Below are 20,479 nucleotides of genomic sequence, written 5' to 3'. Positions count from 1 at the left end.
TTTTCCGTCCGGAGACCCGCCTCGGCCCGCGCAACCGGTTCCGTCAGCGGACACGTTTCCGCGGACGCGGTTCAGCGGACGCGGTTCAGCGGACACGGTTCCGCGGACGCGTTTCCGTCCGCGGAACCGCCGCTCGGCTAGAGCTGGGTCACGTCCAGCTCGCCCTCCGCGTACTGCCTGCGGATGACCTTCTTGTCGAACTTGCCGACGCTCGTCTTCGGCACCGCCGGCACGATCGCCCAGCGCTCGGGCAGCTGCCACTTGGCGATGCCGCCCTCGTCGGCGAGGAACGCCCGCAGCGTCTCGTAGTCCGCGGTGCCGCCCTCCTTGAGGACGACGGTCGCCAGCGGGCGCTCGCCCCACTTCTCGTCCGGTACGGCGACGACGGCGGCCTCGGCGACCTCCGGGTGGGCCATGAGGGCGTTCTCCAGCTCGACGCTGGAGATCCACTCGCCGCCGGACTTGATGACGTCCTTGGCGCGGTCGGTGAGGGTGAGGAAGCCGTCGGGGCTGATCACGCCGACGTCGCCGGTCTTCAGCCAGCCGTCCTCGCTGAACTTGTCGGCGGGGCGTATCTCCTCGGCGTCGATGCCGCCGAAGTACGAGCCCGCGATCCAGGTGCCGCGCACCTCCAGCTCGCCCGCCGACTCGCCGTCCCAGGCCAGGTGTTCGCCGGAGGGGCCGACCAGGCGGGCCTCGACGCCGGCCGGGAAGCGGCCCTGCGTGACGCGGTAGGGCCACTCCTCCTCGGCGGTGAGGCCGTGCGGCGGGTGGGCCATCGTGCCGAGCGGGGAGGTCTCGGTCATGCCCCAGGCGTGGCAGAGGCGGACGCCGAGCCGGTCGTAGGCCTCCATGAGGGAGGGCGGACAGGCGGCGCCGCCGATGGTGACCTGGACCATCGAGGAGAGGTCGCGGGGGTTGGCGGTGACCTCGGCGAGCAGGCCCTGCCAGATGGTGGGGACGGCGGCCGCGTGCGTCGGCCTCTCGCGCTCGATCATCTCGGCGAGCGGGGCCGGCTGGAGGAAGCGGTCCGGCATCAGCATGTTGATGCCGGTCATGAAGGTGGCGTGCGGCAGGCCCCACGCGTTGACGTGGAACTGCGGGACGACGACCAGGGTCGTGTCCCGGTCGGTGAGGCCCATCGACTCGGCCATGTTGACCTGCATGGAGTGCAGGTAGATCGACCGGTGGGAGTAGACGACGCCCTTCGGGTCGCCGGTGGTGCCGGAGGTGTAGCACATCGCCGCGGCCGAACGCTCGTCGAGCTCGGGCCAGTCGTACGTGGTCGGGCGGCCGGCGATCAGCTCCTCGTACTCGTGCACGCGCGGCGCCGCGCCGTCCAGCAGGGAACGGTCCCCGGGGCCCGCGACGACGACGTGCTCGACCGTCGGCAGGTGCGGGAGCAGCGGGGCGAGGAGGGGGAGCAGGGAGCCGTTGACGATCACGACCCGGTCGGCGGCGTGGTTGACGATCCACACCAGCTGCTCGGGGGGCAGGCGGAGGTTGAGCGTGTGGAGGACCGCGCCCATCGAGGGGATCGCGAAGTACGCCTCGACGTGCTCGGAGTTGTTCCACATGAGGGTGGCCACACGCTGGTCGCCGGTGACCCCGAGTTCGTCGCGCAGGGCGTTGGCCAGCTGGTGCGCGCGGGCCCCGGCCTCCGCGAACGTGCGGCGCTGCGGCTCGGGCTCGCCCGTCCAGGTGGTGATGGTGGACTTCCCGTGGATCGTCATCCCGTGCTTGAGGATGCGGCTCACGTTCAGCTGTACGTCCTGCATGGTGCTGTACACGGGGCGTCCTCCCGGTGGGCGCTACGTGGCAGTAGGGGTGTGGAGATTCTGCGCACGTACCGCGCGGTATGTCACTACCCGGGAGTACGGAAATTGCCAGTGATCGCTGGCGAAAGTGGACGAACCGCGGGCCCTACGCCCCGTTTCGCTACCGTACGGGAGTCAGCTCCGGGTCCTCGCGGAGCTTGCCGAGCGCCCGGGACACCGCGCTCTTCACCGTGCCGACCGACACCCCCAGCACCTCGGCGGTCTGCGCCTCGCTCAGGTCCTCGTAGTACCGCAGCACCACCATCTGCCGCTGCCGCTCCGGCAGCTTCAGGACCGCGCGCCACATCGCGTCGTGCAGCACCTGCCGCTCGGCCGGGTCGGGCTCCGGCAGCCCCGTGGGCTCCGGCAGCTCCTCGCAGGCGAACTCGTCGACCTTCCGCTTGCGCCACTGCGACGTGCGGGTGTTCAGCAGCGCCCGGCGGACGTACCCGTCCAGAGCCCGGTGGTCCTCGATGCGCTCCCAGGCCACGAAGGTCTTGGTCAGCGCGGTCTGGAGGAGGTCCTCGGCGTCCGAGGGGTTGGCGGTCAGGGAGCGCGCGGTGCGCAGGAGCACGGGCCCGCGCGCCCGTACGTACGAGGAGAAGGACGGGTACGACGCGTACTGCGAGGCACCGGCGCAGACGGGGCCAGAGGGTGGCGGAGTCATGACTCCACGCTAGGAGCGGACGGACCCCGGCGGATCGGCCCCAGGTCCCGACCCGCGCTCCGCCTCAGGTTGTAGGGGCGGGGACGGCTCCACCTCCTCTGGGTGGAGTCCCCCGACCCCCGCCTCAGGGTCGGAACCTGCCTGGGGAGGAGATCACCGGCCGCGGGGCGGGGGCGGAGGGGACGGAGGAGGCGGACGGTGGCCGGGGCGACCTGGACGGCGGAGGGGCGGACGGGGGCCGCGTTCAGCGCTTCTGTACCGGCCGGGCCCCATGTCGCTCACCGCTTCTGTACCGGCCGGATCCCGTGTCGCTCACCGCTTCTGTACTGGCCGAGGCCCGTGTCGCTCACGGCTTCTGTACTGGCTGTGGCCCCGTGTCGCTCACGGCTCCTGCACCGGTCGGGGCCGGGTCGCCGCGAACGCGTTCCTGGTCGTGACACGGGCGACGGGCGCGTCCACCTCGCTGCGGTCGATGGAGAGGCGGCGACCGCCGTGCGACTCGGCGACGTCGCCCACGTACTGGTGGATGCGGGCGTGCGGCATCCAGGCCTGCGGGTGCAGTACGGACTCGGTGTACAGCGCCGGCTGGCCCCGCCAGCGCGCGAACCACATCACGGCCGGCAGGTCCGTCGTGCCCGCCTTCCGCTGCGCCTCGATGTCCCTGACCCCCGAATCGGCGCTGCTGTAGAAGCCGGGAACGTAGCCGAGGCGTCGCACCTCCCTGTTCCAGGCTCGGACGAACGAGAGGGTCGTCGCGGCGCACCGCGCGTCTTCCCGCTGGTAGGCCTCGATGTCCAGGTACAGCGGGCTGCTCGCGCCCATCCCCAGGGCCTGCGCCGCCCGTACCGCCTCGGCCCCCTCCTTGGTGCCCTGCCCCCCGGGGTCGGCACCGATCGCGTACGGCCGCTTGGCGGGGGAGATGACGCACGGCGCCTGGGAGCCGACGAACAGGGGCAGCAACCGCCAGCCCATGGCGTGCGCCGAGGCGACCCACGCCGGGCTCAGCTCCCGCTGTTCCGGGCACCCCCGACCCCGACCGCCGAAGTAGATCCCCACGGCCCCGTACGGCGAGCTGCGCCACGCCTCCATCACCGCGAGCGACGGCGCCTCGCACGTGTCGAAGGCCTTGCCCTCGAAGTACGCGAGCGCGGGCGCACCGGCGAGAGCGAGGGCATCGGCACGGGTGGAGGCGAGGGCATCGGCACGGGTGGGGGCTTGGGCGTCGGCACGGGTGGGGGCTTGGGTCGAGGCGTGGGTGGGGGCTTGGGTCGAGGCGTGGGTGGAGGCGTCGGAGCGGGTGGCGGTGTCGGCGGCGGGGGCGATCAGGAGGCCCGCGCCGGCCACCGCCACCATCAGGGCGGCCAGCGCGGACCGCGCCCCGTGAGGCGGCGCGGAACGCGAGGACGGCGAGGGCGAGGACGGCGAGGCCGAGGGCGGTGGCGAGGACGGAGGCGGCGGTGCCGAGGACACCTCGGGAACGGGGTCGGGTTCGGGTGCGCGCAGGGGTGTGCGTACGGGGTCGGGTTCGGGTGCGTGTACGGGGTCGGGTTCGGGTGCGGCAGGGGGGCGGGCGCTTGTGCTCATGGCGCGAGTGAAAAACCGCCCGCGCCACCCGGCCACCGCTGGGCCCGTCGCCTCAGCCGTCCGTGCCCAGGATCAACCCGGACGTGGGAACACCGGTGCCCGCCGTGATCAGTGTCCTGGCCGCGCCGGGTATCTGGTTGACGGAGGTGCCGCGCACCTGACGCACGGCCTCCGCTATGCCGTTCATGCCGTGGAGGTAGGCCTCGCCGAGCTGACCGCCGTGGGTGTTCAGCGGGAGGGCGTCGGCCGCGACGAAGTCGGCCGCCTCGCCGGGCCCGCAGAAGCCGAATTCCTCCAGCTGCATCAGCACGAACGGGGTGAAGTGGTCGTAGAGGATGCCCACGTCGATGTCGGTCGGCGCGAGGCCGGACGTCCGCCACAGCTGCCGGGCGACCACGCCCATCTCCGGCAGCCCCGACAGATCGTCCCGGTAGAAGCTGGTCATGGCTTCCTGTCGGCGTCCGGCGCCCTGCGCCGCCGCGAGGATCACGGCGGGCGGATTCCGCAGGTCACGGGCGCGCTCGACGGAGGTGACGACGATCGCCTGGCCGCCGTCGGTCTCCTGGCAGCAGTCGAGGAGCCGGAGCGGCTCGACGATCCAGCGCGAGGCGGCGTGGTCGGCGAGGGTGATCGGCTTCCCGTGGAAGTAGGCGGCGGGGTTGCGGGCCGCGTGCCGCCGGTCGGTGACGGCGACGTGGCCGAAGGCGTCCGGGGTCAGCCCGTAGGTGTGCAGATACCGCTGGGCGGCCATGGCGACCCAGGAGGCCGGGGTGAGCAGCCCGAAGGGCAGCTGCCAGCCGAGGGCCGCGCCCTCGGCGGAGGGCTCGCGCTGCTGGACGCCGGAGCCGAAGCGGCGGCCCGAGCGCTCGTTGAACGCCCGGTAGCAGACGACGACCTCGGCCACCCCGGCCGCGACGGCGAGCGCGGCCTGCTGCACGGTGGCGCAGGCCGCCCCGCCGCCGTAGTGCACGCGGGAGAAGAACGACAGCTCGCCGATGCCGGACGCCTGGGCGACGGTGATCTCGGGGTTGGTGTCCATGGTGAAGGTGACCAGGCCGTCGACGTCGGCGGGCGTGAGCCCGGCGTCGTCGAGGGCCGCCCGCACCGCCTCGACGGCGAGGGAGAGTTCGCTGCGGCCGGAGTCCTTGGAGAACTCGGTGGCCCCGATGCCCGCGACGGCCGCCCGGCCGCCCAGCTCGTCCCTGGCGCGGAGGCTCATCGCCCGACCTCCACGGTGACCGTCCCGGTGACGTGGTGTCCGAGCCCGTTCGCCCCGACGACCCTGACGCCGACCGTGTCCCCGTCCACCTCGGTGACCGTCCCGGTCAGGACCATGGTGTCCCCGGGGTGGTTGGGGGCGCCGAGCCGGATGGCGACCTTGCGGAGGACGGCCCGGGGGCCGAAGTGGTCGGTGATGTACCGGCCGACGAGTCCGTTGGTGGTGAGGATGTTCATGAAGATGTCCGGCGACCCCTTCTCCCGGGCCAGTTCGGCGTCGTGGTGCACGTCCTGGTAGTCGCGGGAGGCGACGGCCCCGGCGACGATCAGGGTGCGGGTGATCGGGATCCGCAGCGGCGGCAGTTCGTCCCCGGCCTTCATGACGGGTCTCCCTTCGCGAGCAGGTCGCCGAGCTCGGCGAGCAGTTCGGTGCCGCAGCCCAGATAGGAGTCGAGCTGCCGGCCCCACAGGAAGTGCCGGTGGACGGGGTGGTCGAGGTCCGCGCCCATGCCGCCGTGCAGGTGCTGTCCGGCGTGCACGACCCGCTTCCCCGCCTCGGACGCCCACCAGGCGGCGGTCAGGGCCGCCTCCTCGGCGTCCAGGCCCTCGTCGAACCGCCAGGCCGCCTCGTAGGCCGTGACACGGATGGCCTCGGTGTCCATATGGGCGTCGGCGGCCCGCAGTTGCACCGCCTGATGCGTGGCCAGCGGCCGGCCGAACTGCTCCCGCACCGACGTGTACGCCACGGCCCTCGCCAACGACCCGGCGCACACCCCCGCCTGCAGCCCGGCGAAGGCGATCCGCGCGGCGGCGAGCACGTCCGCGTAGGCCGCCGCCCCGGGCCCACCGAGCCGCTCGGCGGGCGTCCCCGCCAGGACGAGCCGGCCGGCCGACCAGGGCGCGGTGAGCTCGACGGCCTCGACGGCCGCCGCGTCCTCCGTGCGGACCAGCCACAGGGTGTGGTTCTCGTCGGGGACGAGGACATGGGTGGCGTCCCTGAGCCACGGCACCCATTCCACGACCCCGCTGAGCCGCCCGCTGCCGGCCACTGCTCCGCCGGGCCCGCCGTGGGGCGGCTCGTCGCGGGAGGTGACCGTGCCGGCGGTCGGCAGGGCGCCCGTGACCACCGTCGTGCCGTCGCGGAGGCCGGGGAGGAGGCGGGCGCGCTGCTCCCGGGTGCCGTGCCGGGTGACGGCGAGGATCCCGTAGACACAGGTCGCGGCGAACGGGACCTGGGCGGTGACGCGGCCCTGTTCCTCCAGGAGGAGGACGAGGCCGAGGAGGCCGGTGTCCTCGACGGCGCCGGGGAGGCCGGCCGCGCAGAGGGCCTTCCAGAGCTCGGCGTCGGTACCGGTGCCGGCGGCCCTGAGCCGTTCGTGGGTGGCGAGGTCGCCGAGGATCCGCCCGGCCAGCTCGCGGGCGGCCTCCTGCTCCTCGGTGGGGGTGAAGTCCATGTCAGTCCTCCCCTCCCGCGCGGAAGACGGGAAGCTCCAGCTCCTCGTCGGCCCGCAGGAACTCCAGCCGCACCGGCATCCCGATCCGCACCTTGTCGTACGGCACTCCCACCACGTTGCTGATCATCCGTACGCCCTCGGCGAGTTCGATCAGCCCCACCGCGTAGGGCGGGTCGAAGGCCGGGAAGGACGGGTGGTGCATCACCACGTACGAGAAGACCCGCCCGGCGCCGCTCGCCTCGACCGTGTCCCACTCCCGCGAGCCGCAGTCGGCGCACCCCGGAAGCCAGGGGAAGCGGAGCGCCGCGCAGTCGCCGCAGCGCTGGATGAGCAGCTTGTGCGCGGCCACGCCCTCCCAGAACCCGGCGTTGTCCCGGTTGACCACGGGACGCGGGCGCCGCGCCTTCGGCCGCTCGCCCTCGGTACCGGCGCCGGTCCCGCCGCCGGTACCGAGGGCGCTGGTGCCGGTCCCGGCCTCCGTCCCGATCCCGGCGCCGGCCCCGGCGTCGGTGGGGCCGCGGCCGGCGGGGGCGTACTTGAGGATGCGGAAGCGGTGGGTGCCGGCGAGGGTGCCGGCCGCCCGTACGTCCATCCGCGTCGTCACGAAGTGCCCGGTGCCGAGCTTGGTGGTCTTGCGCGGCGACACGGACTCGATGACGGCGTCGAAGGTGACCTCGTCGCCGGGCCGCAGGGGCCGCAGGTACTCCTGCTCGCAGTCCGTCGCGACCACCGAGGTGTAGCCGGCGCCGTCGAGGAGGCCGAGCAGCTCGTCGTACGCCCCGGAGCGGTCGGTGTGCCCGGAGAGGCCGCCCATCGTCCACGCCTGGAGCATGGTCGGCGGAGCGACGGCCTCCGGCCCCCGGTAGGCGGGGTGGGCGTCGCCCATGGCCTCGCACCAGTGTCTGATCATGGGCAGGTTGACCGGGTCCTTGCCGGTGCCCCCGACGGCGGCGGGCCGGCCCTCGTACGCGGCGAGCAGCTCGTACAGCCCGTCCGCCGACCGCTCCGTTCCGCTCATCGCCGCCCCCTCCCCTTCATGCCGAGCCGCATCCTCGCGACGATCTCGCGCTGCACCTCGCTCACCCCTCCCCCGAAGGTGTTGATCTGCGCGGCACGGTTCATGCGCTCCAGCTCACCGCCGTCGAACTCCCCCGGCGATCCCGCCCGCACCGTCCCCGCCCCGCCCGCGATCTCCTGACATATTCGATACACCTCCACCGCCGATTCGGTTCCCGCGAACTTCACTCCGCTCGCGTCGCCCGGGGCCAGCCGGCCGGCCCCCACGTCCCCCACCAAACGCCAGTTCAGCAGGCGTGTCGCCGCCAGCCGGGCGTGCGCTTCGGCGGCTCGAATCCGAATCCACGGCTCGTCAACGCGGCGCCTGCCCGTCACCGGATCGGGGGTACGCGCCCGGTCGAGCACGGCACCGAAGAAGTCCTCGGCCTGCATGCCGATCGCGGCGAGCGCGACCCGCTCGTGGTTCAGCTGGCTGGTGATGAGCCCCCAGCCGCCGTGCTCGGGTCCGACGAGGTTGCCCGCGGGGACCCGGATCCCGTCGTAGTACGTGGCGGTCGTCGTCAGCCCGCCCACGGTCGCGATGGGGGTCCAGGAGAAGCCGGGGGCGTCGGTGGGGACCAGGACGATGGAGATGCCCCGGTGCGGGGGCGCGTCGGGATCGGTGCGGCAGGCGAGCCAGATCCAGTCGGCGTTCTGGGCGTTGGAGGTGAAGATCTTCTGCCCGTCGATCACCCAGGAGCCGTCGTCCGCGGAGCTCCCGCCCGCCGCGGCCCCTTCCGCGGGGGCCGGGTCCCGCACCGCCCGGGTGCGGAGGGAGGCGAGGTCGGTGCCCGCCTCGGGCTCGCTGTACCCGATGGCGAAGACGGTCTCGCCGCGCAGGATCCGGGGCAGGAAGAAGGCCTTCTGCTCCTCGGTGCCGTACGCCATCAGGGTCGGTCCGACGGTGTTGAGGGTGACCATCGAGACGGGGGCGCCCGCGCGGTACGCCTCGTCGAAGAAGACGAACTGCTCGTCCGGGCCGCGCCCCTGCCCGCCGTACTCCTCGGGCCAGCCGAGGCCGAGCAGCCCGTCGGCGCCGATGCGGCGGAGCAGCCGGCGCTGGGCACCGGCGTCGTCGGGGGGAGGCGGGCCGTCGGGCATCAGCTCCCGGAAGTACGCGCGGAGTTCGGCGCGCAGCCGCAGCTGCCGCTCGGTCGGGGCGAGGTGCACGGCGACGGCCTCCCGTGGGACGACTGAGGTTTCTGACTGTCCGTCAGATTCAGGACCCCTGTCAAGGTCGCCGACGCCCGCACCCGGCTCCGGAACCCGCCCGGCTTCCCCTCAGCACCCGCCCGGCCCCCCTCACGCGCCCTGCTCCGGCACGCCGCACACGACAGCGCGACGGCCCGCGCGCCGGTACCGAAGTACCACCGCGCGGGCCGTCGTTCACACCGCGGTCACGCCCCCCGTCGGGCCGGCTCCCGTGCTGCCGGTCACCACCACGGGTTGAAGTTCACCACGTTGTTGGACTGGGAGATGTGGGTGAAGGCGGAGCCGTTCACGCTCGCGGTGTTGTTCTGGTTGGAGGCACCGGAACCGGTCGCCACCTGCTGCGTGGTGGTCGAGTTGCCGTGGTTGTCCCCACCCACGCCGCTCCCGATGATCGAGGCGACGCTCGTGTTCGATCCGTCGTCCGCGAACCCGCCGTTGTCGGCCTGGGCCACCCCCGTGAAGAGCGCGGCGGCGAGGGGCAGGGCGGCGGCAGCGGCGAGGATGCGGGCGGTACGGATGCTTGCCATGTGTGTTCCTCCGGGAACTGAAATCGGTGCTGAAGTACGGCCATTTCCAAGGCAGTCGGCCTACCGCCCCGGTCGTTTTCTGCTCGACGTCGCGACTCCAGAGTTGCCCACCGAATCCCCGGCGAACCACCCCGGAGCGACCGATTCCCCCGCAAGCGTGAGGACAAGCCGATAAACCCCGGCAGTCCGATCAAAGCCGCAGCTCACCGGGGTGAAGCGGGGTCGGTACGGGCACGGGCGGTGTGCCGCAAGGGGGGAAGCGTTCCGGCACCTTCTCCGCCGACCGCCACCTGGCACGGACGCCCCGGCGCGTCTCCCGTACCGAGCCATCGAGCACATGAGCCATCACGGCGAAGGAGTTCGAGGCCGGTCCGCGCCCCGGAGCGCGGTCTACGCGCCCGCGTCCCCCACCGCCGCCTCGAAAGCCGCGTACGCGGGCGCGTCGAACAGCACGAAGCGCACTTCCTCCACCTCGGTACGGGCCGCCCGCACCGTCTCCACGGCGATCCGGGCACCGTCGTCCATCGGCCAGCCGTAGATGCCGGTGGAGATCGCCGGGAACGCGACGGTGCGGTCCCCGAGCTCGTCGGCCACCCGAAGGGACTCGCGGTAGCAGGAGGCCAGCAGGTCCGAGCGGTCCTCGTCCCGCGACCAGACCGGCCCCACCGTGTGGATCACGTGGCGGGCCGGCAGGCGCCCCGCCGTGGTCGCCACGGCCCGCCCGGTCGGCAGGCCCTTGCCGTAGTGCGAGCGGCGCAGGTCCTGGCAGGCGGCGAGGATCTCCGGGCCGCCCTTCCGGTGGATGGCGCCGTCGACGCCGCCGCCGCCGAGCAGCGAGGAGTTCGCGGCGTTGACCACGGCGTCCGCCGCCTCCGCGGTGATGTCCCCCTGAACCAGCACGATGCGCACCACGATGAGCCCTTTCCTCCGGTCGTCCCCGCCGGATTCAAGCCCCCCGGGATGCGCCCCGGCCATCGGATTTCCCACCGCGCACCCTGACAGGCCGCCGCACGACCCGGAAGGGGCGCCCCCCGCGACCCGGAAGGGGCGCCCCGGAAGAACCCGGGGCGCCCCCTCACCGTCCGGCGTACGGACCTGCCGGCCGACACCCGCGGCGGCGGGATCGGCGCGGTCCTACGGCTGGGGCGGCTTGTCCTGGCCCTGCCCCGGGTCGGTGCGCCCCAGCTGCTCCTTGAGCTTCTCCTGGGCGGTGTCGACCTGGCCGCTGTACTTGCCCTGGGTCTTCTGGTCGACGAAGTCGCCGGCCTTGTCGATGCCCTGGGACGCCTGCTCCTCGTGGCCCTTCAGCATTCCCTTGAGCTTGTCCAACATGGACATCCTGGCCTCCTAGCGCGATTCCAGCCCCTCCAGCATCACGGCACCCCCCGCAATCCGCATCCGCTGAGCCGTCTCCCCCGAAGCCCTGCACCTCGCGGTCCGCGACGAGACGCCGGAGACGCCCGGTCCGACCTGCCGCCTCCGCCGTCAGACGGGCGCCTCGGTCCGGGAGCACCCGTACCGGCTGGCCATGTCGTACTCGTGGCCGACGAGGATCCCGCGCGTACAGGCGGGGCACACGGAGGCGTTCACGGGATTGACCCGCAGGACGTAGACGTCCTCCAGCGCGAGCACCGCGTCCACCTGCTCCTTGCCGTGCTCCGCGATGCCCTGCTGGACGAACTCGAACGCCCCGTAGACGGCCCCGCATTCGCACGCGACCCGGTTGGAGTACGAGTGGCCCATGCCCCCGACCCCCAACTCGGACTCGATCCTCTGCAGCTCCTCGTTCGACACGGGCTCCAGCCCGCGCTCCGCGACCCGCTTGGGCGTCCAGTACCAGGACCGGACCGTCGCCGCCTGCTCCGGGGTCAAGTAGAACGTCGCGGACCTGCCGTGCCGCAGGGTGTCCTGCACGGCGGCGACGACCGTGCTGTCGTCGGCCGAGATCACGGCCCTTCCGCCGCCGACGACGGCCTCCACGGAGTCGAGCGAGAAGCCTGCCATGACGCGTACCTCCAGAAAGGGGCGGGGAAGACCAGGGGTCCACCGACCGCCGGGAGGAAACCCCGGCCGGAACCCCGAGCGGTCGAGGGCGGGCGGCAACCCACACCTGCTGCGATGCTCACCCGCCCCGCACCCCTCCGCGAGCCAGGACCTCCGACGGGAGTACGGGCCCACGACGAAGGGGCGCCCCGGAAGAACCCGGGACGCCCCTCCTCGTCCGGCGCACGCGCCGGCCCACTGCGGTGGGTGTGGGATGTGAACCCACGGTGACTCGCGCCACGACGGTTTCAAAGACCGTTCCCTCTGAAATGATCAGTGGGAAGTCCTGACAAAGGCGTTGGACGTGTGCGGAGCACGAACAGGGTCCCGCACCGAGCCTGCCGGTCACCGCGTCCGCCGCCTCGGCGGTGATGTCTCCCCGGACGAGCACGACGCGCATCTCCACACCGCCGTCTCCGCGGTTCCCGGCCCCACCGGCCCCGCCCGCGGGGGGACGGCCGCTTTACCACCTCTCCGGACCGAGAAACCCCCGTCCGAAGCAGCCGGCGGCCACCGCACGGGATGATGCATACGTACGGGCTGACGACGGTGGAAGCGGCGTCACGCGTACGAGTGGGTGTCGGGACGCCGCACCCGGCTCCGCGGCAGCCGCCCCGCGGGGACGCGCGTCTCCGGATCCCGTCGGGCGGGAGAAGCGAAATGCCCGGCCAGAAGGCGTTTCCGGCCCTCAATCGATCAGCGCTGTGTGCGTGTCTAACCCCAAGCCGAAGCCTAAATTGTTCAGAATGTCACCTACTGCCCCAGTTGAAACTATGAGGTTTCTTCGCCTAGGAGCGTGTCATGCAGATTCGCAGGTGGCTCCCGGACCAGCCCACGCTCATCGGCCGTCACGACTGGCCGGACGAGGACGGCAAGGGAACACATCTGCGGCTCCGGGCCGGTTCCATCGTCGTGCTGGACCGACGGGCGTGGCGCGTCCTGGAGATCACCGGTTACCCGGACAACTCATGGCCGAAATCCTATGAGAAGGCATGGCGCGACCACGTGGAGCTGTGGTGGCACGCCAACGAACTGCGGCGGGCCGAGAACCAGGCGTTCAAACCGGCCCCCGATCGCGCCGAGTTCTACAGGCGACCGGTGGTGCTCGTGCTGCGCGACGAAAACCTGCCCCGGTCGGCGGTGAAGCACTGGTGCGCCCCCGCCAGCCTGGACTGGCAGGTCCTCCCCGAGCACTACGCCGTCTGCCGGGCCTGCGGCGAACTGCCGCCCTGCCACCACGGGGAGTACTGCCCGGAGGGCGGCCCCCGGCGTCCGGAGCAGACCGGCGGCATCCCGCTCATCGTGCCGGAGGGCTGCTGCATGGGGTGCGCCGAGCAGATCAAACCCCGCATGCGGACCGTACGTTTCCCCGGCCCCAACCTCTGGTACCCGGACCTCGGCGACGACACCGCGGTCTTCCACTCCCGCTCCTCCTGCGAGGACCAGGTGGAGTACTACCGCGCGCAGTGGCAGAGCGAGTACCCCCAGCCCGCCGCGCACCCGACCACGCCGGCGTTCCCGGGCTTCGACCACCTGGCCCTTCCCCGGGCCCGCCAGTCCCAGCCCCCGGCCCCGACCCCCCAGCACGGGATGGCCCCGGCCCCGGCTCCCCAGCACGGGATGGCCCCGGCCCCGGCTCCCCAGCACGGGATGGCCCCGACCCCGGTCCCAGTCCCGCAGCACGACCAGACTCAGGCCCCCCAGCACGGACAGGGTTCAGTTCCCCAGCACGCACAGGATCACTTCGCGGCCCCCCAGCACGAGCAACACCACTTCGCGGTCCCGCAGCACGAGCAGAACCACTTCGCGGTCCCGCACATCCGGGAGGAGGCGCGCACCTCCCTGGCCGTCGGCTCCGGCTCCTTCTCGCCGTCCTTCGGCGGCTACCGGACGGAGCCCGAGTCGTACCCCTCCGCCCCTCCGCCTCCCCCTCAGAGCGCGGCGCCCGTGCCCGCGGCCCCTCCCGTGCCCGCGGCCCCTCCCGCGGCCGCCGGGGACGCCGGCCCCGCCGTCCGGGCCGCGGAGGAGCTGAGCCGCTCCCTCACGGACCGCCCGGTCTTCCACAACGCGGAGCAGGCGGCCCGGGTGATCGAGGAACTCACCGCGGCGGTCCGCAACATCGCCCTCTGCCTGAACGACCCACAGGCCCGCACCCACCCCTGACCCCACCCGCTCCCCTCACCACGGCACCGGGAACGCCGACGGCCCCTGACCGTTCCATCCGGTCAGGGGCCGTTCGTCTGCGGTGGGTGTGGGATTTGAACCCACGGTGACTCGCGCCACGACGGTTTTCAAGACCGTTCCCTTAGGCCGCTCGGGCAACCCACCTGTGCCTCGCCTCACCTGCTGCGGAGCGGCTACAGCCTACCGGCTGGGCGCTGCTGCGGATGTACTGACTTTTGAGGGTGGGCGGTTGTGGGTGGCCGGGGCCGGGCGGGCACGGGTGGCCGTGCTCGTGGTGGGCGTGGGCGTGTTCATCGTGGGCTACCTCGGCACCCGGCCGACCCCGCTGCTGCTCGCGGGCGTGCTCACCGGTCTCGGCGTCGCCGGCATGCACTACCTGGGCATGGCGGCCATGCGGATGGGCGGGCGGCTCCTGTACGACCCCGTCGTCGTCGCCCTGTCCGTTCTCATCGCCGTCGCGGCGGCGACCGCCGCGCTGTGGGCGGCCGTCTCGATCCGCGGCTTCCTGGCCAGCCTGGGCGCCAGTGTGGTCATGGGCATCGCCGTGACCGGCATGCACTACACCGGCATGGCCGCGGTCAGCGTGCGCGTGGACCACGTCTCGCACGCGGCCGAGGGGTCGTCGCTCCTGAACGTCCTGCCGATGCTGGTCGGGCCGCTGATCTTCCTCGTCCTCGCCGCGGCCGTCGTGATGTTCGACCCGCTGCTGATCATGGGGGACGGCGACGAGCCGCAGTACGGACGGCACGGACGGCACGGACGGCACACCGGCCACGGCAGCCACGGCAGCCGCAGCAGCCGCGGCGGTGCCTCCCGGGTCGACATCGGGGAGGTCGGGGTCGCGCCGGGGGCGTGGGAGTCCGACGCCGCGCCGTACACGTACGCGGATCCGCACACGTACGCGTACACGGGCACGGGCACGCACTCGCAGTCGTCTTACGACGGACGGGCGTGACGCGAGGGAGGGGAGCACCGGGTGTCCGGTGCTCCCCTCCCTCGCGTGCGGCGGGGGTCGTCAGCTGTCGCCGGTGCGCTCGCCGAGGGTGACGGTGGCCGTGGCGGTCTTGCCGTCGCGCTCGTAGGTGACCTTCACGGAGTCGCCGGGCTTGTGGGTCCAGATCTCGCTGATGAGGGTGGGGCCGCTGTCGATCTGGTGGCCGCCGAAGCCGGTGATCACGTCGCCCGCCTTCAGGCCGGCCTTGGCCGCGGGGCCGTTCGCGGTGACCGGGGCGGTGCCGCCGGCGCCCTGGGAGGCGATGGTGGCGCCGCCGCCCTTGCTGTTCATGTTCACGGTCGCGCCGATCACCGGGTAGACCGGCTTGCCCGTCTTGATCAGCTGCTGGGCCACGTTCTTGGCCTGGTTGACCGGGATGGCGAAGCCGAGGCCGATCGAGCCCGCCTGGGACTGGCCGAAGCCGCTGCCGGTGGACTGGATGGCCGAGTTGATGCCGATCACGGCGCCGCTCGCGTCGAGCAGCGGGCCGCCGGAGTTGCCCGGGTTGATCGAGGCGTCGGTCTGCAGCGCGCTCATGTACGAGTTGCTGCCGCCGGAGCCGTCGCCCGAGGCGACCGGGCGGTTCTTGGCGCTGATGATGCCCGTCGTCACCGTGTTCGACAGGCCGAAGGGCGCGCCGATGGCGATCGTCGAGTCGCCGACGGCGACCTTGTCGGAGTCGCCGAGCGGCAGCGGCGTCAGCCCCTTCGGGGCGTTCGTCAGCTTCAGGACGGCGACGTCGTAGCCCTGGGCCCGGCCGACGACCTCGGCGTCGTACGACTTGCCGTCCGAGAAGGTCACGGAGAGCGTGCCGCCGTCCGCGGCCGACGCCACCACGTGGTTGTTGGTGACGATGTGGCCTTCCTGGTCGTACACGAAGCCCGTGCCCGTGCCGCCCTCGCCCTCGCTGCCGCCGGACTTCGCCTGGATGGTGACCACGCTCGGCAGTGCCTTCGCCGCCACCGCGGCGACCGTGCCCGCTTCGCGCTTGAAGGAGGCCGGGGCGTCGCCGGAGGAGACCGTGGTCGAGCTGAAGCCGCCGTTGTCGCCGCGCTCCGCCGCCCAGTAGCCGATGCCTCCGCCGATGCCGCCGGCGACGAGCGCCGCCACCAGGACGGCGGCGACCATCCCGCCGGCCCGCTTCCGGGCCCCCGGTGCGGGCTGCGCGGGCGGGGGCGGCGCACCCCACGCCGGTACCGCCGGCGGGGGCGGCGGCCAGCCACCGGCCGCGGCGTGGGCCGGCGCCTGCGCGCCCGCCGGGGCCTGCGCGCCCGCCGGGGCCTGCGCGTAGCCGGGCTGGGCGTGAGCCGGGTCGTGGGCGGGCTGAGCCTGACCGTGGGCCTGGTCGAAAGCGGGCTGAGCCTGGGTGTGGGCCTGGTCGGAAGCGGGCGCCTGGGGCTCGGTCCGGGGCAGCGTCTGCGTCGGGGCGGGCTCGGGTTCCGCGGGAGCGGCCGGGGTGGGCTCCGCGGCCGCCGGGGCCGGGGCGGCCTGGGCCGCCGACTCCGTCGCGCTCTTCGTGGGCGGAGTCGTCGGGGGTGCGGGAGGCGTGGGAGGGGCGGACGGGGCAGCCGGGTCCGCCGGAACCGCCGTGCCCTCGTTCTCGGTGCTCACAGCTCGCTCTCCTCGTTGACTGCGCGGGATGTGGTCCTGCTGACCACCTACTGCATCTACTGCTTCTACTGCTTCTACTGCTTCTACTGCTTCTACTGCTCCAGGGTGCTGCACCAGCTTTTCCCACCGGACGTCAGGCCGCTGTAAGGCGGAGCTGTGCATTCGCACCCACACCTTTATATACGGACAGAACGGACCCGCTCCGGTGTGCCCGCCGCACCGCGCCAATGGCACCATGACGCCGTGACTCACGCACGGCAGCACCCGAACCGCGTCCCCCTCCAGGTCGTCGCCCACCGTGGAGCATCCGAGGACGCACCGGAACACACCCTGGCCGCCTATGTGAAGGCCATCGAGGACGGCGCCGACGCCCTGGAGTGCGACGTCCGGCTCACGGCCGACGGCCATCTCGTCTGCGTCCACGACCGCCGCGTCGACCGCACCTCGAACGGTCGCGGAGCCGTGTCCGCCCTCGAACTGGCCGATCTCGCGGCGCTGGACTTCGGGACCTGGAAGGGCCGCGACGAGTCGGGCGAGAGCCCGGACCGGCGCGATCCCGGCTCGACGTCCGTCCTCACCCTGGAGCGCCTCCTGGAGCTGGTCTCCGATGCCGGGCGCCGGGTCGAGCTGGCGATCGAGACCAAGCACCCGACCCGGTGGGCGGGCCAGGTCGAGGAGCGGCTGCTCCAGCTCCTCAAGCGGTTCGGCCTGGACGAGCCGGAGTCCCCGGCCGACTCTCCCGTACGGATCATGAGCTTCTCGGCGCGTTCGCTGCACCGGATCGCCGCGGCGGCGCCGACGCTGCCCACGGTCTCGCTGGCCCAGTTCGTCTCGCCCCGGCTGCGCGACGGACGGCTTCCCGCGGGCGCGCGCATCGCCGGTCCGTCGATCCGGATCGTCCGCCACCACCCCGCGGTGATCCTGCGGCTCCAGAAGGCCGGGCACCAGGTCCACGTCTGGACGGTGGACGACGCCGAGGACGTCGAGCTCTGCGAGCGCCTGGGCGTTGACGCGATCATCACCAACCGCCCGAAGCAGGTGCTCGCCCAACTGGGCCGCGACTGAGCGCCGATATCCCGACTTCTCCCTTTTCGTTCGCCTCTCTTTTCTCACCCTTCACAGGACACAACAGGACTTACAGGGAGTGCACCGGCGCGTTCTGTGTGTACGCGATCGTCACGAGTGCCTCATCGAACGCGGATTGGCCGGTTTCCGGTCCAGGCCATTGGGGCATCCACACGGTGGCGTGGGGCAAAGGAGGTCTCGGGGGTGGCGTTGGTGGTGGCACAAGAGGTGCCCACGTCGTCGAGCATGGCCGTACCCCATGGCCCTGCCGGCGTGGGTGAGGCGAGGCACCGGATGCGGGACGAGCTGTACCGCAGCGGGGTGTCCGAATCGGTCGTCGACGACGCGGTACTGATCCTTTCCGAGCTGCTCAGCAACGCCTGCCGGTACGCCAGGCCGCTGGGATGCTCGGAGCGGGGCGACGGTGATGTACGGGCGGCCTGGCGGGTCGATCCGGCCGGCGGCCTGCGGGTCGAGGTCACGGACGGCGGCGGTCCGACGCGCCCCGTTCCGTCGACGCCCTCCGTCACCGCGCACGGCGGCCGCGGGCTGAACATCATCGGTGCGCTGGCCCAGGACTGGGGCGTGCGGGACAGCGCGACCGGCGAGGTCACCGTCTGGGTGGTGGTCACCGAGGGGCACCGCCGCGAGGACTTCGCGGCACGCGTCGGCGGCGGCTCCGGCTTCGACTTCCTGGACGCGTACGACGATCTGGACTGACCCCGGAGCGCGGCCGGCGAGGCCCGCGCGACGGACCGGCGAGGCCCGACGCCCGACGCCCGGACCGATGGGAACCGACGCCCGGACCGACGAGAACCCGACGCCGGCTTGGCAAGGCCCCGATGCCGCGGACGGCGAGAAATCGACGTCGGCCCGGCAGAGCCTCGGGTTCCCGCCACGGACGGCGGGAACGGACAGCCTCCGGGCGAGCACCGGACACCGCCCGAACCGGCGAGGACCCGACACCGCCCAGACCGGCGAGCACCGGCGAGCCGGACGCCGAGCACCCGCGAGCCCCGACGCCGAGCACCGGCAGGTCCGGTCGCCTGACGGGAGCTCCGCGCCCCGCCTGAGGGGCGGTCGGGTCCGGTGCGGCTAGGCTCGCGCCCGATACAGCACGCACTCAGCGCACACAGCGCGCAGCACGCCGCGATCGGGAGAAAGCCACACCATGGCCAAGAAGCGCCCCCAGACGAAGGCCGGCAAGACCGGTCAGGCACAGGTCACGAGCGGGGAGATCCCGGTCGTCGGTGCCCGCGAGCCGTGTCCGTGCGGTTCGGGCCGCCGCTACAAGGCGTGTCACGGCCGGGCCGCCGCACACGCCGTGACCGAGCTCGTCCAGCGTCCGTTCGAGGGCCTGCCGGGCGAGTGCGACTGGGTGGCGCTGCGCGAGCTGGTGCCCGCCGCCACCGTGCCGCTCACCCTGAAGGGAGGGCTGCCGGAGGGCGTGCCGTCCGTGACGCTCGCGACCGTGCTGCCGATGGCGTGGCCGGCGCTCCGCCGCGACGACGGCTCCGTCCTGCTCGCCCTGCAGAACGACTCCACCTCCGGCGACCTCGCCCGCGATCTGGCCGACACCCTCCAGCGCGCGCTGGAGGTCGAGCCGGGCACCCCGGTCCCCGCGCGCCGCGTGCCGGCCGAGGGCCCGCGCCTGCAGGAGCTGCTCGACGCGGACGCCGCGTTCGCGCCCGAGGTCCACACGGGCTTCGAGTTCTGGATCCCGCAGTCCGCGGACGGCGGCGACCCGGAGGTCGCGGCCTCCCTGGAGCGGGCGAACGCGGCCGCGATCCCGACCGTGAAGCTGACGGGCGTGGACTCCGCGTACTGGTGCGAGACCCCGGACAAGAACCACCTCCGCTGGGTCATGCCGTACCCGGAGGAGAAGCTCCTCGACGCGCTCGCCCGCCTCCAGGCCGGCGAGGGCACCTCCCTCGGCGCGGACACCCGGCTCGTCGGCTCCTTCCGGGCGCACGGCCTGATGGTGCCGGTGTGGGACCTGCCGACGTCGATGACGGCCGAGGAGTGCGAGAAGCCGGCGGCCGAGTTCGCCGAGCGGCTGGCCGAGGCGCTCGCCTCGGACGCTCCGCTCACGGCGGAGGAGCGCCGGGCGCGCGGCGGCCTCACGAACCGTCAGGTGACTCTCAGCTGATACCCCAGGTGGTATCGGTGACTGACAGACCGACCAGTCGGTGACTTCCGCCACAACACGGTCGGGGGACGGGTAAATCCCTGTCCGAATAACCGAGATCGAATTTGCGAACAGCAGATCTCTTGTTACCGTTCTGGAAGCCCGGTCGCTGGTGCATCCCCCGTCGCCAGCGATCGGGCCTTTCCATGTCCGCTTCCGGCAGGGCCGGCGCGTTGACTCTCAACTTCCTTCGCTGTCCGCCGTGTTGCTGCCCGAGCGCAGCAGCAGCGGAGTGCCTGCGCCTTCGCCGGTGCCCGCGAATTCCGACACCGCCGTATAGGCCGTGGCCGCGCCGCGAGCACGCTCCGGAGGCGTTTCGCAGGTTCCCGGCTCGTCTTGCGCGAGAACCGGGCAACGCACTTGAACGGTCCGCCCGCCGGGGGCCATGAGGGTAAGAAACGCGTCGAGATCCTGGCGCGTGGCGTTCCGGTAGTACGTGCGCGCCCAGACGTCGGGACCCTCGCTCAGCACACAGGTCTGCGCCTCGACCCCTTCGGGGGAGGCGAGTTCCGGACCGCAGCGCGTGACCCGCTCCGGGGCCGCCGGAGCGGCGGCCGCGCCGGGAGCGGCCGGAGCGGGGGCCGCGGGAGAAGCGGCCGTACGCGGCCCGAGACCGAGGTCCCTCAGCAGATCCCCCGCCTTCGCGTCACCCGCGCCGGAGGAGCGTGCGGGGTCCCCCGTCGGCCCCGCCATGGCGACGAGCGGCAGCAGGACGGCCACCGTGACGGTGGTCCCGAGTCCGACCACGCGGAGGTTCACCGGACTCATGGAACCCACCTGCTCCTGCTCGGCTGGAGATCTCGAACGGTGGGGTGAACATATCGGCGGGCAGCGGGCGCCCGGCCTGCCGCGCGCCCGT

At 72.8% G+C, this 20,479-nt stretch carries 20 protein-coding genes and 1 tRNA gene; 6 read left to right on the top strand and 15 right to left on the bottom strand.

Going from position 1 to position 20,479, the window contains the following annotated elements; translation table 11 throughout:
* Positions 1 to 137: 137 nt before the first annotated feature.
* The 12 genes from ACFCY7_RS06340 to ACFCY7_RS06285 form a co-directional block, all read right to left on the bottom strand.
* Complete coding sequence (locus ACFCY7_RS06340; RefSeq protein WP_376481830.1) at positions 138 to 1,790, bottom strand: long-chain fatty acid--CoA ligase; 1,653 nt, start codon at positions 1,788 to 1,790, stop codon at positions 138 to 140.
* A gap of 148 nt (positions 1,791 to 1,938) precedes the next feature.
* Complete coding sequence (locus ACFCY7_RS06335) at positions 1,939 to 2,484, bottom strand: SigE family RNA polymerase sigma factor (RefSeq protein WP_376481828.1); 546 nt, start codon at positions 2,482 to 2,484, stop codon at positions 1,939 to 1,941.
* 381 nt (positions 2,485 to 2,865) lie between these two features.
* Positions 2,866 to 4,068 carry a glycoside hydrolase domain-containing protein gene (locus ACFCY7_RS06330; protein WP_376481827.1) on the bottom strand — a complete coding sequence of 401 codons (1,203 nt, stop codon included), beginning with the start codon at positions 4,066 to 4,068 and terminating at the stop codon, positions 2,866 to 2,868.
* Between the two features lie 52 nt (positions 4,069 to 4,120).
* On the bottom strand, positions 4,121 to 5,287 hold the full coding sequence (locus tag ACFCY7_RS06325; protein WP_376481825.1) for a lipid-transfer protein: 1,167 nt from the start codon (positions 5,285 to 5,287) through the stop codon (positions 4,121 to 4,123).
* Complete coding sequence (locus tag ACFCY7_RS06320; RefSeq protein WP_376481823.1) at positions 5,284 to 5,667, bottom strand: MaoC family dehydratase; 384 nt, start codon at positions 5,665 to 5,667, stop codon at positions 5,284 to 5,286. Before ACFCY7_RS06320 ends, ACFCY7_RS06325 begins: the two co-directional genes overlap by 4 nt.
* Entirely contained in the window at positions 5,664 to 6,740 is a 1,077-nt protein-coding gene (locus ACFCY7_RS06315) for an acyl-CoA dehydrogenase family protein (protein WP_376481821.1), read from the bottom strand. Before ACFCY7_RS06315 ends, ACFCY7_RS06320 begins: the two co-directional genes overlap by 4 nt.
* A gap of 1 nt (position 6,741) precedes the next feature.
* Positions 6,742 to 7,758 (bottom strand): bifunctional MaoC family dehydratase N-terminal/OB-fold nucleic acid binding domain-containing protein, encoded by a 1,017-nt coding sequence (locus ACFCY7_RS06310; RefSeq protein WP_376481819.1) that lies wholly within the window; start codon positions 7,756 to 7,758, stop codon positions 6,742 to 6,744.
* Positions 7,755 to 8,966, bottom strand: coding sequence for an acyl-CoA dehydrogenase family protein (locus ACFCY7_RS06305; protein ID WP_376481817.1), 1,212 nt, complete (start codon positions 8,964 to 8,966; stop codon positions 7,755 to 7,757). The genes ACFCY7_RS06310 and ACFCY7_RS06305 overlap by 4 nt, the downstream gene beginning before the upstream one ends.
* A 263-nt stretch (positions 8,967 to 9,229) precedes the next feature.
* Positions 9,230 to 9,535: a hypothetical protein gene (locus tag ACFCY7_RS06300; protein ID WP_376481816.1), complete on the bottom strand. Its 306-nt coding sequence runs from the start codon at positions 9,533 to 9,535 to the stop codon at positions 9,230 to 9,232.
* A gap of 390 nt (positions 9,536 to 9,925) precedes the next feature.
* Entirely contained in the window at positions 9,926 to 10,447 is a 522-nt protein-coding gene (locus tag ACFCY7_RS06295; RefSeq protein ID WP_376481814.1) for an O-acetyl-ADP-ribose deacetylase, read from the bottom strand.
* 222 nt (positions 10,448 to 10,669) lie between these two features.
* The gene (locus ACFCY7_RS06290; protein WP_376481813.1) at positions 10,670 to 10,873 is read right to left on the bottom strand and encodes an antitoxin; all 204 of its coding nucleotides are present in this window, start codon (positions 10,871 to 10,873) and stop codon (positions 10,670 to 10,672) included.
* A 147-nt stretch (positions 10,874 to 11,020) separates the two neighbouring features.
* The gene (locus ACFCY7_RS06285) at positions 11,021 to 11,539 is read right to left on the bottom strand and encodes a hypothetical protein (protein WP_376481812.1); all 519 of its coding nucleotides are present in this window, start codon (positions 11,537 to 11,539) and stop codon (positions 11,021 to 11,023) included.
* Positions 11,540 to 12,379: 840 nt separating this feature from the next.
* On the opposite strand from ACFCY7_RS06285, the gene ACFCY7_RS06280 reads away from it, so the two are divergent.
* The gene (locus ACFCY7_RS06280) at positions 12,380 to 13,741 is read left to right on the top strand and encodes a hypothetical protein (RefSeq protein ID WP_376481810.1); all 1,362 of its coding nucleotides are present in this window, start codon (positions 12,380 to 12,382) and stop codon (positions 13,739 to 13,741) included.
* 80 nt (positions 13,742 to 13,821) lie between these two features.
* On the opposite strand, the gene ACFCY7_RS06275 is transcribed toward ACFCY7_RS06280, so the two are convergent.
* A tRNA-Ser gene (locus ACFCY7_RS06275) sits at positions 13,822 to 13,906 on the bottom strand.
* 115 nt (positions 13,907 to 14,021) lie between these two features.
* Here ACFCY7_RS06275 and ACFCY7_RS06270 point away from each other — a divergent pair.
* On the top strand, positions 14,022 to 14,717 hold the full coding sequence (locus ACFCY7_RS06270) for an MHYT domain-containing protein (protein WP_376481808.1): 696 nt from the start codon (positions 14,022 to 14,024) through the stop codon (positions 14,715 to 14,717).
* Positions 14,718 to 14,777: 60 nt separating this feature from the next.
* Here ACFCY7_RS06270 and ACFCY7_RS06265 read toward each other — a convergent pair whose 3' ends face one another.
* Positions 14,778 to 16,367 (bottom strand): S1C family serine protease, encoded by a 1,590-nt coding sequence (locus tag ACFCY7_RS06265; RefSeq protein WP_376481806.1) that lies wholly within the window; start codon positions 16,365 to 16,367, stop codon positions 14,778 to 14,780.
* Positions 16,368 to 16,382: 15 nt separating this feature from the next.
* Between ACFCY7_RS06265 and ACFCY7_RS06260 the strand changes: the two genes are divergently transcribed.
* The 4 genes from ACFCY7_RS06260 to ACFCY7_RS06245 all read left to right on the top strand — a co-directional run bounded on the left by ACFCY7_RS06260 (position 16,383) and on the right by ACFCY7_RS06245 (position 19,581).
* The gene (locus ACFCY7_RS06260) at positions 16,383 to 16,514 is read left to right on the top strand and encodes a hypothetical protein (protein WP_376481804.1); all 132 of its coding nucleotides are present in this window, start codon (positions 16,383 to 16,385) and stop codon (positions 16,512 to 16,514) included.
* Positions 16,515 to 16,610: 96 nt separating this feature from the next.
* Positions 16,611 to 17,432, top strand: coding sequence for a glycerophosphodiester phosphodiesterase (locus tag ACFCY7_RS06255; RefSeq protein ID WP_376481802.1), 822 nt, complete (start codon positions 16,611 to 16,613; stop codon positions 17,430 to 17,432).
* Between the two features lie 117 nt (positions 17,433 to 17,549).
* Positions 17,550 to 18,152, top strand: a complete 603-nt coding sequence (locus ACFCY7_RS06250; RefSeq protein WP_376481800.1) for an ATP-binding protein — start codon at positions 17,550 to 17,552, stop codon at positions 18,150 to 18,152.
* A gap of 451 nt (positions 18,153 to 18,603) precedes the next feature.
* A complete protein-coding gene (locus ACFCY7_RS06245; RefSeq protein WP_376481799.1) occupies positions 18,604 to 19,581 on the top strand; it encodes a DUF5926 family protein in 978 nt (325 codons plus the stop codon).
* 219 nt (positions 19,582 to 19,800) lie between these two features.
* Here the strand turns inward: ACFCY7_RS06245 and ACFCY7_RS06240 are convergent, their stop codons facing one another.
* Positions 19,801 to 20,388: a hypothetical protein gene (locus ACFCY7_RS06240; protein ID WP_376481797.1), complete on the bottom strand. Its 588-nt coding sequence runs from the start codon at positions 20,386 to 20,388 to the stop codon at positions 19,801 to 19,803.
* Between the last annotated feature and the right edge of the window lie 91 nt (positions 20,389 to 20,479).

Origin of the sequence: Streptomyces sp. NPDC056361, assembly GCF_042262805.1 — a bacterium.
Lineage (GTDB): Bacteria > Actinomycetota > Actinomycetes > Streptomycetales > Streptomycetaceae > Streptomyces.
This window is presented reverse-complemented; position numbering and strand designations above follow the sequence as displayed.

Excerpts from the sequence above, each read along its gene's own strand:
- ACFCY7_RS06315 (WP_376481821.1), bottom strand. The coding sequence starts at position 6,740 with ATGGACTTCACCCCCACCGAGGAGCAGGAGGCCGCCCGCGAGCTGGCC.
- ACFCY7_RS06280 (WP_376481810.1), top strand. The coding sequence starts at position 12,380 with ATGCAGATTCGCAGGTGGCTCCCGGACCAGCCCACGCTCATCGGCCGT.
- ACFCY7_RS06320 (WP_376481823.1), bottom strand. The coding sequence starts at position 5,667 with ATGAAGGCCGGGGACGAACTGCCGCCGCTGCGGATCCCGATCACCCGC.
- ACFCY7_RS06290 (WP_376481813.1), bottom strand. The coding sequence starts at position 10,873 with ATGTCCATGTTGGACAAGCTCAAGGGAATGCTGAAGGGCCACGAGGAG.
- ACFCY7_RS06335 (WP_376481828.1), bottom strand. The coding sequence starts at position 2,484 with ATGACTCCGCCACCCTCTGGCCCCGTCTGCGCCGGTGCCTCGCAGTAC.
- ACFCY7_RS06240 (WP_376481797.1), bottom strand. The coding sequence starts at position 20,388 with ATGAGTCCGGTGAACCTCCGCGTGGTCGGACTCGGGACCACCGTCACG.
- ACFCY7_RS06285 (WP_376481812.1), bottom strand. The coding sequence starts at position 11,539 with ATGGCAGGCTTCTCGCTCGACTCCGTGGAGGCCGTCGTCGGCGGCGGA.
- ACFCY7_RS06245 (WP_376481799.1), top strand. The coding sequence starts at position 18,604 with ATGGCCAAGAAGCGCCCCCAGACGAAGGCCGGCAAGACCGGTCAGGCA.
- ACFCY7_RS06300 (WP_376481816.1), bottom strand. The coding sequence starts at position 9,535 with ATGGCAAGCATCCGTACCGCCCGCATCCTCGCCGCTGCCGCCGCCCTG.
- ACFCY7_RS06330 (WP_376481827.1), bottom strand. The coding sequence starts at position 4,068 with ATGAGCACAAGCGCCCGCCCCCCTGCCGCACCCGAACCCGACCCCGTA.
- ACFCY7_RS06310 (WP_376481819.1), bottom strand. The coding sequence starts at position 7,758 with ATGAGCGGAACGGAGCGGTCGGCGGACGGGCTGTACGAGCTGCTCGCC.
- ACFCY7_RS06325 (WP_376481825.1), bottom strand. The coding sequence starts at position 5,287 with ATGAGCCTCCGCGCCAGGGACGAGCTGGGCGGCCGGGCGGCCGTCGCG.